Here is a 13974-nt window from a genome sequence, read left to right on the forward strand (position 1 = left end):
GGATCTCCGCACAGCTGCGGCGCGGTCTCGGCCCGGAACGGTCCGCGCGCGACGTCGACGACCCGACACATCGACTGTGAGCGATAACATGACGTTCGTCAAGGCGTGACCCGGCGGACACATCCGGGTGGCGGGTCCCGGCCCGGGACCCGCCACCCGGCGTGCCGCCGGCGCGCCTCAGAACCCCCGGGCGAGCCGGTAGTACGCCTGGTTCCAGCGCAGCTCGTCGGCGAACCGGTGCGGCGCCGTGTCGGCGTCGATGACGACCAGCTCGGTGCGGGCCATCGCCGCCAGGTCGCGTAGCTCCTCCACCCCCACGGCCTGGGAGAGCACGGTGTGGTGCGGGCCGCCCGCGGTGATCCACGCCTCCGCCGAGCCGGCCAGGTCGGGGCGCGGCCGCCAGACCGCGCGGGCCACCGGCAACCGGCGCAGCGGGTGCGGCGGCGGCACCACGTCCACCTCGTTGGCGACCAGCCGGAACCGCTCCCCCATGTCGGCCATGCCGAGCACGACGGCCGGGCCGGACGCCGCGTCGAACACCAACCGGACCGGATCCTCCCGCCCGCCGATGCTCAGCGGGTGCACCTGGGCCGTGGGCACGTCGGCGGCGATGCTGGGACAGACCTCCAGCATGTGCGCGCCGAGGACCAGTTCCTGGCCGAACGTCAGGTCGTAGGTGTAGTCCTCCATGAACGACGTGCCGCCGTCGACGCCGACGGCCATCGCCTTCAGCGTCCGCACCAGCACGGAGGTCTTCCAGTCGCCCTCGCCGCCGAAGCCGTACCCGTCGGCCATCAGCCGCTGCACCGCGATGCCCGGGAGCTGACGCAGCCCGCCCAGGTCCTCGAAGTTGGTGGTGAAGGCGCGGAACCCGCCCTCGTCGAGGAACGCCCGCAGGCCCAGCTCCTGACGGGCGGCATAGCGCAGCGAGTCGTGCCGGGCGCCGCCGGGCCGCAGGTCGGCGTCCACCCGGTAGGTGTCGTCGTACTCCTTGACCAGGTCGTCCACCTGCGCGTCGGCGACCTGGTCGACGGCCGCGACCAGGTCGTTCACCCCGTAGGTGTTGACCGAGACGCCGAACCGCAGCTCCGCCTCGACCTTGTCCCCCTCGGTCACCGCGACGTCGCGCATGTTGTCGCCGAAGCGGGCCAACCGCAACGACCGCACCGCCGACCAGCCGACGGCGGCGCGGGCCCAGGCCGCGACCCGTCCGACCACCCGCGGGTCGGTGACGTGCCCGGCGACGGTCTTGCGGGCCACCCCGAGCCGGGTCTGGATGTAGCCGAACTCGCGGTCGCCGTGCGCGGCCTGGTTCAGGTTCATGAAGTCCATGTCGATGGTGTCCCAAGGCAGCGCCACGTTCGCCTGGGTGTGCAGGTGCAGCAGCGGCGTCCGCAGCGCGTCCAGGCCGGCGATCCACATCTTCGCCGGGGAGAACGTGTGCATCCAGGCGATCACCCCGACCGCGCCCCGCACGGCCGCGTCCCGGCAGACGGCGAGGATGTCCGTGCCGGAGGTCAGGACCGGCTTCCAGACCACGCGTACGGGGATGTCCGGCGACTCGTCCAGGCACGCGGCGATCTGCCGGGACTGCTCGGCGACCTGCCGCAGGGTGTCCTCGCCGTAGAGGCCCTGGCTGCCGGTGAGGAACCAGACCTCGGGCTGGGGGTGAGTTGCCATGTTGTTGCCTTCCGCGCTAGGAACCGTCACTTGAACCGGATGCCGATGAGGCGCTGGAGGAGGATGAACGCGAACAGCAGGCCGCCGATCACGATCTTGGTCCACCAGGAGTTGAGGCTGCCGTCGAACGTGATCAGGGTCTGGATCACGCCCAGCACCAGCACGCCGAGGACGGTGCCGAAGACGTATCCGGAGCCGCCGGTGAGCACGGTGCCGCCGATCACGACGGCGGCGATCACGTCCAGTTCCATGCCGACGGCGATCAGCGGCGCGCCGGACAGCGTGTAGAACGACAGCAGGATGCCGCCGATGGCCGAGCAGAGCCCGCTGATGGTGTAGACGGCGATCCGGGTCCGCGCCACCGGCAGGCCCATCAGCAGCGCCGACTGCGCGTTGCCGCCGACGGCGTACACGTTGCGGCCGAACCGGGTGTAGGCCAGCACGTACGCCGCCACCAGGACCACCGCGAACGCGATCAGCACGCTGATCGACACGAAGTTGCCGGCCGGGTTCCCGATGCGCTGCTGCGACATGCCGGTCCAGAAGCCGTCGGTGATGGAGATCGAGGCGCCGCTGATGAACGTGCACATGCCCCGGGCGAAGAACATCCCGGCGAGCGTGACGATGAACGGTTGGATGTCGAAGAAGTGGATCGCGCAGCCCATCAGGAAGCCCAGCGTCGGTCCGATCAGCAGCGCGATGACCAGGACCAGGGCCGCTGGCATGCCGTCGCGCAGCAGGGCGGCCGACACCATGGCGGTCATGGCGACCACCGAGCCGACGGAGAGGTCGATGCCGCCGGTGAGGATCACGAAGGTCATGCCGACGGCGACGACGAGCACGAAGCCGTTGTCGATGAAGACGTTGAAGACGACCTGGACGTTGGAGAAGGCGCGGTACTGGGACACCCCGATGCCGTACATGACCAGCAGCAGGGCCAGCGTGGCCAGGACCGGGACGTGCCGCCGGGGCAGGCCGGGCCGCCAGGACCGGGCGACGGTCGACGACGTGCTGCTCATGCCGGCACCTGCTCCTTCTCCCGTTGGGGCGCCGCCGGGCCGGGTTCGACGCCACGGCGTCGACGACGGAACCGGGCCCGGAACGCCGGGGCCTGCACGAGGCAGACCGCGATGACGACGACGGCCTTGAACAGCAGCGACGTCTGGGGCGAGATGTTCATGGCGTACACCGTGGTGGTCAGGGTCTGGATGATCAGCGCGCCCAGGACGGTGCCGCCGAGCGAGAACCGGCCGCCGGCCAGCGAGGTGCCGCCGATCACCACCGCGAGGATCGCGTCGAGTTCGATCCACAGGCCGGCGGCGTTGCCGTCCGCGCTGGACACGTTCGCGGTGACCATGAAGCCGGCGAGCGCGGCGCAGGCGGCGCTGACCACGTAGACCAGGAAGATGATCCGCCGGGACCGGATGCCGGCGAGCCGGCTCGCCTCGGCGTTGCCGCCCACCGACTCGACGATCAGCCCGAGCGCGGTGCGCCGGGTGAACGCGGCCACCAGCAGCGCCGCGGCCAGGGCGATCAGGACGGCCAGCGGCAGGGTGAGGAGGTGTCCGAGCCCGATCGCCCGGTACGGGCCGGAGTTGATCGTGATGATCTGCCCCTCGGTGACCAGCTGGGCGATCCCCCGCCCGGCCACCATGAGGATCAGCGTGGCGATGATGGGTTGGATGCCGATGACGGCGACCAGCACCCCGTTCCAGGCGCCGAGCACCAACGCGGCCCCGAAGGCCAGAGCCAGCGCGGTGAGCACTGTGGACGGGCTGTCCGGGTCGGCCGCCCGGCTGATGTGCAGGCAGGCGATCGCCCCGCTGATGGCGCAGAGCGAGCCGACGGACAGGTCGATGCCGCCGGTGGCGATGACGAGGGTCATGCCGAGCGCGACCAGGATCAGCGGCGCGCTCAACCGGAGGATGTCGACCGGCGTGCCGTACAGGTGGCCGTTCTTGACCTCCACGGCGAGGAAGCCGGGTCGGTAGACGGTGTTCGCGGCGATCATGACCACGAGCACGAGGGCCGGCCAGAACAGACGGTGGCCGGTCACCGGGCGGAGGCGGTCGGCGACGGTGGTCATCGGGTCACCTCCTCCCTCGGGGTTCCGCTGGCGATGGTGCGCATGACGCGGTCGGCGTCGAGCGAGTCGTCGTTGGTGAGCTGGGCGACCATCTCGCGGTCCCGCATGACCGCGACCCGGTGGCTCAGGCGCAGCACCTCCTCCAGCTCGGCGGAGATGAACAGCACCGCCATGCCGCCGTCGGAGAGCTGCACCACCAACTTCTGGATCTCGGCCTTGGCCCCGACGTCGATGCCGCGGGTGGGCTCGTCCAGGATGAGCAGGCGCGGCTCGGTGATCAGCCAGCGCGCCAGCAGCACCTTCTGCTGGTTGCCGCCGGAGAGGTTGCGCACCGGCAGCTCCGGGTTCGCCGGCCGGATGCTGAGCGCCTCGACGTACCGGCGGACCAGCTCGTCCTGCCGGCGGCGCGGAACCGGACGCAGCCAGCCACGCGCGGCCTGCATCGCCAGGATCATGTTCTCCCGGACCGACAGCTCCGGCACGATGCCCTCCGCGCGGCGGTTCTCCGAGCAGAAGCCGATGCCCTGTTCGATGGCCTGGACCGGGGTACGCAGCGGCGAGCGGCCCCCGTCGAGGCGGACCTGGCCGTGGTCGGCGCGGTCGGCGCCGAAGAGCAGGCGGGCGACCTCGGTGCGGCCGGAGCCGAGCAGGCCGGCCAGGCCGACCACCTCACCGGCCTCGATGCGCAGGCTGAACGGGGCGACCGCGCCCCGCCGCCCCAGCTCCACGGCGTCCACCAGCGGGTCCGCCCCGGCGGGGGCGACGGTGGCGCGCTTCTGCTGCTCGTCGAGCCGTTCCAGCACGTCGAGTTCCTGGCCGATCATCTTCTCGACCAGGCTGAACTGGGGCAGCTCCTCGGTGCGGTACTCCCCCACCAGGGTCCCGTTGCGCAGCACGGTGATCCGGTCGGCGATGCCGTAGACCTGGTCCAGGAAGTGGGTGACGAACAGGATGGCGATCCCCTCGTCGCGCAGCTGTCGCATGATCCGGAACAGTTGCGCGACCTCGCCCGCGTCGAGGCTGGAGGTCGGCTCGTCGAGGATGAGCACCCGCGCCCGCACGTCGATCGCCCGGGCGATCGCCACCATCTGCTGCACGGCCAGCGAGTACGTGCCGAGCTGCGCGGTGACGTCGAGGTCGAGGTCGAGCCGGGCCAGCAGCTCGCGGGCGCGCCGGCGCATCTCGCCCCAGCGCACGGCGCCGAGGCGGCGCGGCTCCCGGCCGATGAAGACGTTCTCCGCCACCGACAGGTTCGTGCAGAGGTTGACCTCCTGGTAGACGGTGCTCACGCCGGCCGCGGCGGCCTGCATCGGCCCGCTGAAGGAGACCTGCTCACCGGCGAGCGTGACGACGCCCGCGTCGGTGCCGTAGACGCCGGTCAACACCTTGATCAGGGTCGACTTGCCGGCGCCGTTCTCGCCCATCAGGGCGTGGACCTCGCCCGGGAACAGCCGGAAGTCGACGTCGTGCAGCGCGCGAACCCCGGGGAAGGTCTTGCTGATGCCGGTCATGGTCAGGACCGGACGGTCACCCGTACCCATCGGACCTCTTCTTCGACGGTGGTGGCGCGGGGGTCGCCGTCAACGCGACGGCGACCCCCGCGGGTGGGTCAGTACTTGCGGTTGGGCAGCGCCTCCTTGGCCTGCTCCTGGGTGAAGGTGGTCTCCTCGGTCTCGATCCGGGCCGGGACCTCCTCGCCGGCCTTGACCTTCTTGACCAGGTCCATCAGCTGCGGGCCGAGCAGCGGGCTGCACTCGGCGATGAAGTTGAACTTGCCGTCCGCGAGCGCCTGCATGCCGTCCTTCACCGCGTCGACGGTGATGATGGTGATGTCCTTGCCGGGCACCTTGCCCGCCGCGGTGATCGCCTCCAGCGCGCCCAGACCCATGTCGTCGTTGTGGGCGAAGAGCACGTCGATCTTCGGGTTGGCCTTGAGGAACTGCTCCATCACCTGCTTGCCGCCGGCGCGGGTGAAGTCACCGGACTGCGAGGCGATGATCTTCAGGTTGGGGTTGGCCGCGATCGCGCCGGCGAAGCCCTCCTTGCGGTCGTTCGCCGGCGCCGAGCCGGTGGTGCCCTGCAGCTCGACGATGTTGACCGGGCCGGACGCCGACTTCTTCTGCTCCACCAGCCACTCGCCGGCGAGCCGTCCCTCCTTCTTGAAGTCCGAGCCGAGGAACGTCTTGTAGAGCGACTTGTCGGCCGAGTCGACCGCGCGGTCGGTCAGGATCACCGGGATCTTGGCGTCCTTGGCCTCCTTCAGCACGGTGTCCCAGCCGGACTCGACGACCGGCGAGAAGGCGATGACGTCGACCTTCTGCTGGATGAAGTTGCGGATCGCCTTGATCTGGTTCTCCTGCTTCTGCTGCGCGTCGTCGAACTTCAGCTCGATGCCGGCCTCGCCCGCCGCCTCCTTGATCGAGGTGGTGTTCGCGGTGCGCCAGCCGCTCTCCGCGCCGACCTGGGAGAAGCCCAGGACGATCTTGTCGTCGCCGCCGGACCCGCCGCCGGTGTCGCTGTTGCCGCAGGCGACCATGCCGCCGGCGAGCAGCACGCCGGCGAGGGCCGCGATGACGGTGCGTGCCGTGCTCCTGGTTCTCATCGGTTCTCCTCGTGGTGGGGTGAGCCGGACGCGCGGCCGGCAGGGCCGGCACGACCGGGTGTGGTGGTGGGGTCGGTGGTCGGGCGTTGGCCGTAGACGTTCTGGTAGCGGTCGTGCAGCGCGTCGACGTCGGCCGCCGCGATCGGCAGCGGCGGCCCGAGCGCGCGGGCCAGGTGGGCGGTGCGGGCCACGTCCTCGCACATCACCGCGGCCTTGACCGCCGCCCGGGCGTCCCGGCCGATGGTGAAGACGCCGTGGTTGCGCATGAGCACCGCGGGCGAGCGGTGCCCGGCCAGGGTGCTGACGATCCCCTTGCCGATGTCGTCGCCGCCGATCAGGGCGAACGGCCCGACCGGGATCTCGCCGCCGAACTCGTCGGCCTGGGCGGTCAGCCAGCACGGGATCGCCTCGCCCCGCGCCGCCCACGCGGTGGCGTAGCCGCTGTGGGTGTGCACCACACCGCCGACCTCGGGCATCGCCCGGTAGACGTACGCGTGCGCGGCGGTGTCGCTCGACGGCGAGCCGCCGCCGTCCACGACGGTGCCGCCGAGGTCGCAGACCACCATCGTGTCGGCGGTCAGATCGTCGTAGTCCACCCCGCTGGGCTTGATGACAATCAGCTCCTGCCCGGGAACGCGGGCCGAGACGTTGCCGGCGGTCCAGGCCACCAGGTCGTAGCGGGTCAGCTCGCGGTGCAGCCGGGCCACGGTCTCGCGCACCGCGGCGACCTGCCGGACGACGTCGGCGTTCATCCGATCACCTCCAGAACCGGGTCGGTCCGCGCAGCGGCGTCCCGCGCCGCGTTCCGGATCGCCCGCAGGCGGAGCATCACGTCGTCGCCGCCGCGACCGAAGTGGTCGTGCAGCGCGCGGTACTCGGCGTAGAGCGCGTCGTAGGCCCGGACGTTCTCCGGTACGGGCCGGTAGACGCCCTCGTCCACCCGCCCCATCGCGGCCGACGCCTCGTGGATCGTCGGGTACGCGCCGGCGGCGACCGCCGCGTGGATCGCGGACCCGAGCGCCGGCCCCTGGGCGGAGCCGATGATGCCGAGCGGACGGTTGGTGACGTCGGCGTAGATCTGCATCAGCAGCCGGTTCGAGGTGAGCCCGCCGGCGACCACCAGGTCGTCGACCGGCACGCCCGCCTCGGCGAACGCCTCGATGATCATCCGGGTGCCGTACGCGGTGGCCTCCAGCAGGGCGCGGTAGACGTCCGGCGGCCGGGTGGCCAGCGTCAGCCCGACGACCAGCCCGCTGAGGTCGTGGTTGACCAGCAACGACCGGTTGCCGTTCCACCAGTCCAGCGCGACCAGACCGTGCGCGCCGACCGGCTGGGCGGCGGCCAGCTCGGTGAGCCGCTCGTGCGAGTCCAGACCCGCCGGGGCGGCGTTGCTGACGAACCAGCCGAAGATGTCACCCACGCCGCTCTGCCCGGCCTCGAAGCCCCAGGCGCCGGGGCTGATGCCGCCGTCGACCACACCGCACATGCCCGGCACCTCGGCCGGGTGGGTGCCGTTGAGCACGTGGCAGGTGGACGTCCCCATGATCGCCACCAGCCGACCCGGGCGCAGTGCCTGCGCGGCGGCGGCGGTGACGTGCGCGTCGACGTTGCCCACGGCGACCGCGATGCCCTCGGGCAGCCCGGTCCAGGCCGCCGCCCGGGCGCCGAGCGTGCCCGCCCGCGCGCCCAGCGGCAGCAGCGGACCGTCCAGTTTGGCGACGAAGTCGGTGAAGCCGGGGTCGAGCGCGCCGAGGTAGTCCGCCGACGGGTACCGGCCGTCCTGCCGGATGCCCTTGTAGCCCGCGGTGCAGGCGTTGCGGGTCTCCACCCCGCACAGCTCCCAGACGATCCAGTCGGCGGCCTCGACGAAGCGCTCGGCCCGGCGATAGACCTCGGGATCCTCGGTGCGGATCTGCAACCCCTTGGCGAACTGCCACTCGGCGGAGATCTTGCCGCCGTAGCGGCCGATCCACGGCTCGCCCCGCTCGTGGGCGAGGGCGTTGATCCGGTCGGCCTGCGGCTGGGCGGCGTGGTGCTTCCACAGCTTCACCCAGGCGTGCGGCCGGTGCCGCAGCTCCGGCACCTCGCACAGCGGGGTGCCGTCGGCGAGGGTCGGCAGGACGGTGCAGGCGGTGAAGTCGGTGCCGATGCCGACGACCAGGGCCGGATCCACGCCGGCGACGGCCAGCGCGGCGGGCACCGCCTCGCGCAGCACGTCGCGGTAGTCGTCGGGGTCCTGGAGCGCCCAGTCCGGCGGCAGCGCCGGGCCGCCGTCGGGCAGGGCCGACTCGATGACCCCGTGACGGTAGTCGTGCACCGCCGTGCCGACCTCCGCGCCGTCGCGCACCCGCACCACGAGCGCCCGCCCGGACAGCGTGCCGAAATCGACCCCGACCACGTACCGGTCGGCCGCGTCCACTTCGCTCATCTGCACCTCCGCCGCATCACGGAGGTTAGTGTTAGCGCTCACATATACATCCGTCAAGACACCTCTGCGCAACAGCTACGTAACGGGGAGCGCGATCGGGTGAGCGATCACTACGGTGGGCACCGGACCGGCGGGGCCGCCGTGCGGACGAGATCCCCGACACTCCGCGGCGACGGTCGGTCCAGGTGCGGAATCGCACCGGTGTTAGCGAAAACATCGTGCGTCTCTGGTGATCACTGCAAGGGTTCGGTCGACAACCCTCGGGATCCGCCCGTCGACGCCCCCGGCGAGCCGACAGAGGGCCTTTCAGCGGCCATTTCCCCGTCCACACCCACTCCGGCGAGGTGCCGGCCACCCCGCCGGGCGGAGCCCTTTGCTATTTACAGGCTTTTATGTCAGCGATAACATCCGCGGCATCACCGCACCGGTGTGGCACTCCGTGGACGACCCCGCACCGCAGCGCGGCGGCGACGGACGACGACCCGGGTGACCGCCGGACCCCACCACCCGGAGCGGCCGACCGCGATCCGCCGACCCGTCCCGAACGCCGCGCCGTTCGTCCCGGGCGGGCGCGGGCCGGCGACAGGCGGGCCGCTCCGCCGCGGCCGTCGGCACGGCCGGCGTCCGCTGAGCGAGGAGGATCAGTGCGCAGACGGACACGATGGATGCTGGCCGCCCTGGGCGTCACGGCGGTGGCGCTCGCGGCCACCGTCACCGACGGGGTCGTGGCCCCACGCCCGGCCCGGGCGCTCGACAACGGCGTCGCCCGCACCCCGCCGATGGGGTGGAACACCTGGAACACCTTCGGCTGCAACATCAACGAGACCCTCATCCGGCAGACCGCCGACGCGATCGTCGCGAACGGGCTGCGCGACCTCGGGTACAGGTACGTCGTGGTCGACGACTGCTGGTTCGACCCCAACCGGGACGCCCAGGGCAACCTGCAGGCCCACCCGCAGCGGTTCCCGAGCGGGATGAAGGCGCTCGGCGACTACCTGCACGCCCGGGGACTGCTGTTCGGCATCTACCAGGTGCCGCTGGACAAGACCTGCGCCCAGGTCGGCGGCGCCTTCCCCGGCGCCACCGGCAGCCTCAACCACGAGTACCAGGACGCGCGGCAGTTCGCCGCGTGGGGCGTGGACTACCTCAAGTACGACTGGTGCTCCTCCACCGGGACGATCAACGACCAGGTGGCCAGGTTCGGCATCATGCGCGACGCGCTGGCGTCCACCGGCCGGCAGATCGTCTACAGCATCAACCCGAACAGCTACCACGCCAAGACCGGGCCGCAGCGCAACTGGAGCGACGTGGCGAACCTCTGGCGCACCACCGAGGACATCACCAACGCGTGGAACACCGGCCAGACCAACGGCTACCCGATGGGGATCCAGAACATCGTCGACGTCACCGTGCCCCTGGCCGGCTACGCCGCCCCCGGCGGGTTCAACGACCCCGACATGCTGGAGGTCGGCCGGGGCGGCATGACCGACACCGAGATGCGCAGCCACTTCGCGCTCTGGTCGGTCCTGGCCGCGCCGCTGATGATGGGCCACGACGCGCGGTCGACGAACGCGGCCACGCTGGCCATCCTGCGCAACCAGAACCTGGTCGCGATCAACCAGGACACGCTCGGCCGTCAGGCGGTCCAGATCGCCAACGACGGCACCCGGCGGGTGCTGGCCAAGCCGCTGGCCAACGGCGACGTCGCGGTCGCCCTGTTCAACCAGGGCAGCAGCACCACGACCGTCTCCACCACGGCCGCGGCGGTGGGCAAGAACGGCAGCTCGTTCACCCTGCGCGACGCGTGGACCGACGCCACCACCAGCACCTCGGGCGCGATCTCCGCCAGCGTGCCGGCCCACGGCACGGTGGTCTACCGGGTCAGCGGCGGCACCACCACCCCGCCGCCCACCCCGACCACGTTCCGGCTGCGCAGCGAGTCGGCCGGGCGCTGCCTCGACGTCGACAACTCCGGTACCGCCAACGGCACCGGCACGCTGGTCTGGGACTGTCACGGCAACCCGAACCAGCAGTTCACCGCCACCGGGCAGGCGTTGCAGGTGCTGGGCAAGTGCCTGGACGTGTCGACGAGCGCGAGCGCCGGCACGCGGGTGCAGATCTGGGACTGCAACGGCGGCACGAACCAGCAGTGGACGTTCAACGGCAACGGCACGGTGAGCAACGTCCGCTTCCCGTCGCTGTGCCTGGACGTGGAGAACGGCGGTACCGCCAACGGCAGCCGGGTGATCGTCTGGACCTGTCACGGCAACACCAACCAGCGCTGGAGCCGGGCCTGACCGGCGCCGGCCGGTGACCGAACGGCCGGCCGGACGGCACGTGACCGTCCGGCCGGTCGTCACCGGGCGCCCGCGGCGCGGCGCTTGTTCCAGATGTCGAACGCCACCGCGACGAGCAGGACCAGGCCCTTCACCACCGACTGCACGGACTGGTCGACGCCCATGAGCTGCATGCCGTTGCTCATCACCGCCATGATCAGGCCACCGACCATGGCGCCGACCACGGTGCCGACCCCGCCGGTGACCGCCGCGCCGCCGATGAACGCCGCCGCGATCGCGTCCAGCTCGAACATGTTGCCCGCCGCCGGCTGGGCCCCGTTGGAGCGGGAGGAGTAGATCACCCCGGCCACGGCGGAGAGGAAGCCCATGTTGACGAAGACCCAGAAGTTGACCCGCTTCACCCGCACGCCGGACAGCGTCGCCGCCGGCAGGTTGCCGCCGATCGCGTACACCTGCCGGCCGAACACCGTACGGCGGGTGAGCAGGCCGTAGACCAGCACCAGCACGGCCAGGACGATCAGCACGATCGGCAGGCCCCGGGCGTGGGCGAGCTGCCAGGCGAACCACATGACGACCGCGCCGACCACCGCCACCCGGAGGACGAACAGCGGGAACGACTCGACCGGCTGTTCGTGCCGCACCCGGGCCACCCGGGTGCGGAAGACGCTGGCGGCGTAACCGACCACCGCGAAGGCGCCGATGAACAGCGTGAACGCGTCGAACCCCTGCCCGCCGAGGAGCCCGTTGAGGAACCCGGCGGCCACCCGCTGGTATTCCTCCGGGAAGGGCGAGAGCGAGATGTTGTCCAGCACCCGCAGCGTCAGCCCGCGGAACAGCAGCATGCCGGCCAGGGTGACGATGAAGGCCGGGATCCCGGCGTACGCGACCCAGAGGCCGTGCCACGCGCCCACCGCGACGCCCACGGCGAGCGCGGCGAGGACGCCCGCCCACCAGGGCAGGCCCTCCCGGATGACGAGCACCGCCGAGACCGCGCCGGTGAGCGCCACCACCGACCCCACGGACAGGTCGATGTGCCCGCCGATGATCACGATGACCATGCCGATCGCGAGCACCAGGATGTAGGAGTACTGGAGCACGATGTTGGTGATGTTGCCCGGGCTGAGCGAGACGCCGTCGGTGAGGACCGCGAACAGCGCGACGATCACCACCAGGGCGATGTAGATGCCGCTCTGGCGCAGGTTGCCGAGGATCAGCGTGCGGGGGTCGCTGGTTCCGGTGTGCAGGGTGGCGGTCGCCCCGGCGTCGGGCGCGGCCACCTTCGGGGAGCTGGAGGGCTTCGTGCTGGTCATCCGACGCGATCCCTGTCCTTGGTCATGAGTTCCATCAGGTTCTCCTGGGTGGCCTCGCCCACCGGCAGCTCGCCGGTGATCCGACCGGCCGCCAGGGTGTAGATGCGGTCGCACATGCCCAGCAGCTCGGGCAGCTCGGAGGAGATGACGACGACGGCCTTCCCGTCCGCCACCAGGCGGTTGACGATCGTGTAGATCTCGAACTTCGCTCCCACGTCGATGCCCCGGGTCGGTTCGTCCAGGATCAACACGTCGGGGTCGGTGAACAGCCACTTCGCCAGCACGACCTTCTGCTGGTTGCCACCGGAGAGCTTGCCCACCGACGCCATCACCGTCGGCGTCTTGATGTTCATGTCGCGCCGCCCCCGCTCGGCGACGTCGATCTCCCGGTTGCCGTCGATCCAGCCGTGCCGGGCCAGCTTGCCGAGAGCGGCGGCCGAGATGTTGCCGCGCACGTCGTCGATCAGGTTCAGGCCGTAGTGCTTGCGGTCCTCGGTGGCGTAGGCGATGCCGTTCGCGATGGCCTCGGCCACCGTCCGGACCCGCACCTGGCGGCCGTTGACGTAGAGCCGTCCGCTGATCTCCCGCCCGTACGCGCGGCCGAACACGCTCATCGCCAGTTCGGTGCGGCCGGCGCCCATCAGGCCGGCGATGCCGACCACCTCGCCGGCGCGCACGGAGAGCGAGGCCCGGTCGACCACCAGCCGGTCCTGGGTCGGATGACGCACCGTCCAGTCCTCGATCCGCAGCACCTCGGCCCCGGGCGTCACCGACCGGGGTGGGTAGAACGCGGACAGGTCGCGCCCGACCATGCCGCGGATGATCCGCTCCTGCGTCACGGCGCCGTCGCGCATGTCGAGCGTCTCGACCGTCCGACCGTCCCGGATCACCGTGGTGGAGTCGGCGACCGCCGTGATCTCACCCAGCTTGTGCGAGATCATGATGCAGGTGATGCCCTGGTCGCGGAGCCGGCGCATCAGGTCCAGCAGGTGTGCCGAGTCGACGTCGTTGAGTGCCGCGGTCGGCTCGTCCAGGATGAGCAGTCGCACCTTCTTGGACAGCGCCTTGGCGATCTCGACCAGTTGCTGCTTGCCCACCCCGAGCTGGACCACCGGGGTGACCGGGTTCTCGTGCAACCCGACCTCGCGCAGCAGCGCCGCCGCCTCGGCGTTGGTCCGGTGCCAGTCGATGAGCCCGCCGCGGCCCCGGCGCTCGTTGCCGAGGAAGATGTTCTCGGCGATCGACAGGTACGGCACCAGCGCCAGTTCCTGGTGGATGATCACGATGCCGCAGGACTCGCTGTCCCGGATCCCGCGGAAGTCGACCGGCTCGCCGTCGAAGACGATCTCCCCGTCGTAGCTGCCGGTCGGGTACACCCCGGACAGCACCTTCATCAGGGTGGACTTGCCGGCGCCGTTCTCGCCGCAGATCGCGTGGATCTCGCCGCGCCGCACGGCGAGCGAGACGTCCTGGAGCGCCGCCACCCCGGGAAAGGTCTTCGTGATGTTCCGCATGTCGAGGATGTGATCGCTCATGGCAACCGTCCTGGTCGTGGCCGTCGGGTCCGCTGG

General features: G+C 71.2%; 10 protein-coding genes. 1 reads left to right on the top strand and 9 read right to left on the bottom strand.

From position 1 onward, the window contains the following. Window positions 1-177 precede the first annotated feature (177 nt). From araA to araB, 7 genes are all read right to left on the bottom strand, one after another. Window positions 178-1680: an L-arabinose isomerase gene (gene araA / locus ACN27B_RS28365; RefSeq protein ID WP_281592855.1), complete on the bottom strand. Its 1503-nt coding sequence runs from the start codon at window positions 1678-1680 to the stop codon at window positions 178-180. Window positions 1681-1706: 26 nt separating this feature from the next. Then, window positions 1707-2699, bottom strand: a complete 993-nt coding sequence (gene yjfF, locus ACN27B_RS28370; protein ID WP_099160451.1) for a galactofuranose ABC transporter, permease protein YjfF — start codon at window positions 2697-2699, stop codon at window positions 1707-1709. Next, entirely contained in the window at window positions 2696-3766 is a 1071-nt protein-coding gene (locus ACN27B_RS28375; RefSeq protein WP_396821437.1) for an ABC transporter permease, read from the bottom strand. Before ACN27B_RS28375 ends, yjfF begins: the two co-directional genes overlap by 4 nt. Further along, on the bottom strand, window positions 3763-5307 hold the full coding sequence (locus tag ACN27B_RS28380; protein ID WP_099160447.1) for a sugar ABC transporter ATP-binding protein: 1545 nt from the start codon (window positions 5305-5307) through the stop codon (window positions 3763-3765). The genes ACN27B_RS28375 and ACN27B_RS28380 overlap by 4 nt, the downstream gene beginning before the upstream one ends. 68 nt (window positions 5308-5375) lie before the next feature. Next, the gene (locus ACN27B_RS28385) at window positions 5376-6368 is read right to left on the bottom strand and encodes an ABC transporter substrate-binding protein (RefSeq protein ID WP_091573861.1); all 993 of its coding nucleotides are present in this window, start codon (window positions 6366-6368) and stop codon (window positions 5376-5378) included. Next, complete coding sequence (locus ACN27B_RS28390; protein WP_422742228.1) at window positions 6365-7120, bottom strand: L-ribulose-5-phosphate 4-epimerase; 756 nt, start codon at window positions 7118-7120, stop codon at window positions 6365-6367. Before ACN27B_RS28390 ends, ACN27B_RS28385 begins: the two co-directional genes overlap by 4 nt. After that, complete coding sequence (araB, locus tag ACN27B_RS28395; protein ID WP_099160445.1) at window positions 7117-8796, bottom strand: ribulokinase; 1680 nt, start codon at window positions 8794-8796, stop codon at window positions 7117-7119. The genes ACN27B_RS28390 and araB overlap by 4 nt, the downstream gene beginning before the upstream one ends. A 644-nt stretch (window positions 8797-9440) precedes the next feature. Here araB and ACN27B_RS28400 point away from each other — a divergent pair. Then, window positions 9441-11093 (top strand): glycoside hydrolase family 27 protein, encoded by a 1653-nt coding sequence (locus ACN27B_RS28400; RefSeq protein ID WP_422742231.1) that lies wholly within the window; start codon window positions 9441-9443, stop codon window positions 11091-11093. 59 nt (window positions 11094-11152) lie between these two features. Here the strand turns inward: ACN27B_RS28400 and mmsB are convergent, their stop codons facing one another. Both mmsB and mmsA read right to left on the bottom strand, forming a co-directional pair. Beyond that, window positions 11153-12403 carry a multiple monosaccharide ABC transporter permease gene (gene mmsB, locus ACN27B_RS28405; RefSeq protein WP_091573858.1) on the bottom strand — a complete coding sequence of 417 codons (1251 nt, stop codon included), beginning with the start codon at window positions 12401-12403 and terminating at the stop codon, window positions 11153-11155. Beyond that, the gene (gene mmsA / locus ACN27B_RS28410) at window positions 12400-13938 is read right to left on the bottom strand and encodes a multiple monosaccharide ABC transporter ATP-binding protein (protein ID WP_099160439.1); all 1539 of its coding nucleotides are present in this window, start codon (window positions 13936-13938) and stop codon (window positions 12400-12402) included. Before mmsA ends, mmsB begins: the two co-directional genes overlap by 4 nt. Between the last annotated feature and the right edge of the window lie 36 nt (window positions 13939-13974).

The sequence above is a fragment of the Micromonospora sp. WMMD754 genome, assembly GCF_049315235.1.
GTDB classification, from domain to species: domain Bacteria; phylum Actinomycetota; class Actinomycetes; order Mycobacteriales; family Micromonosporaceae; genus Micromonospora; species Micromonospora sediminicola.

What these genes read in the sequence shown, in the direction of transcription:
- araA (WP_281592855.1), bottom strand. Translation starts at nt 1,680, where the DNA reads ATGGCAACTCACCCCCAGCCCGAGGTCTGGTTCCTCACCGGCAGCCAG.
- yjfF (WP_099160451.1), bottom strand. Translation starts at nt 2,699, where the DNA reads ATGAGCAGCACGTCGTCGACCGTCGCCCGGTCCTGGCGGCCCGGCCTG.
- ACN27B_RS28375 (WP_396821437.1), bottom strand. Translation starts at nt 3,766, where the DNA reads ATGACCACCGTCGCCGACCGCCTCCGCCCGGTGACCGGCCACCGTCTG.
- ACN27B_RS28380 (WP_099160447.1), bottom strand. Translation starts at nt 5,307, where the DNA reads ATGGGTACGGGTGACCGTCCGGTCCTGACCATGACCGGCATCAGCAAG.
- ACN27B_RS28385 (WP_091573861.1), bottom strand. Translation starts at nt 6,368, where the DNA reads ATGAGAACCAGGAGCACGGCACGCACCGTCATCGCGGCCCTCGCCGGC.
- ACN27B_RS28390 (WP_422742228.1), bottom strand. Translation starts at nt 7,120, where the DNA reads ATGAACGCCGACGTCGTCCGGCAGGTCGCCGCGGTGCGCGAGACCGTG.
- araB (WP_099160445.1), bottom strand. Translation starts at nt 8,796, where the DNA reads ATGAGCGAAGTGGACGCGGCCGACCGGTACGTGGTCGGGGTCGATTTC.
- mmsB (WP_091573858.1), bottom strand. Translation starts at nt 12,403, where the DNA reads ATGACCAGCACGAAGCCCTCCAGCTCCCCGAAGGTGGCCGCGCCCGAC.
- mmsA (WP_099160439.1), bottom strand. Translation starts at nt 13,938, where the DNA reads ATGAGCGATCACATCCTCGACATGCGGAACATCACGAAGACCTTTCCC.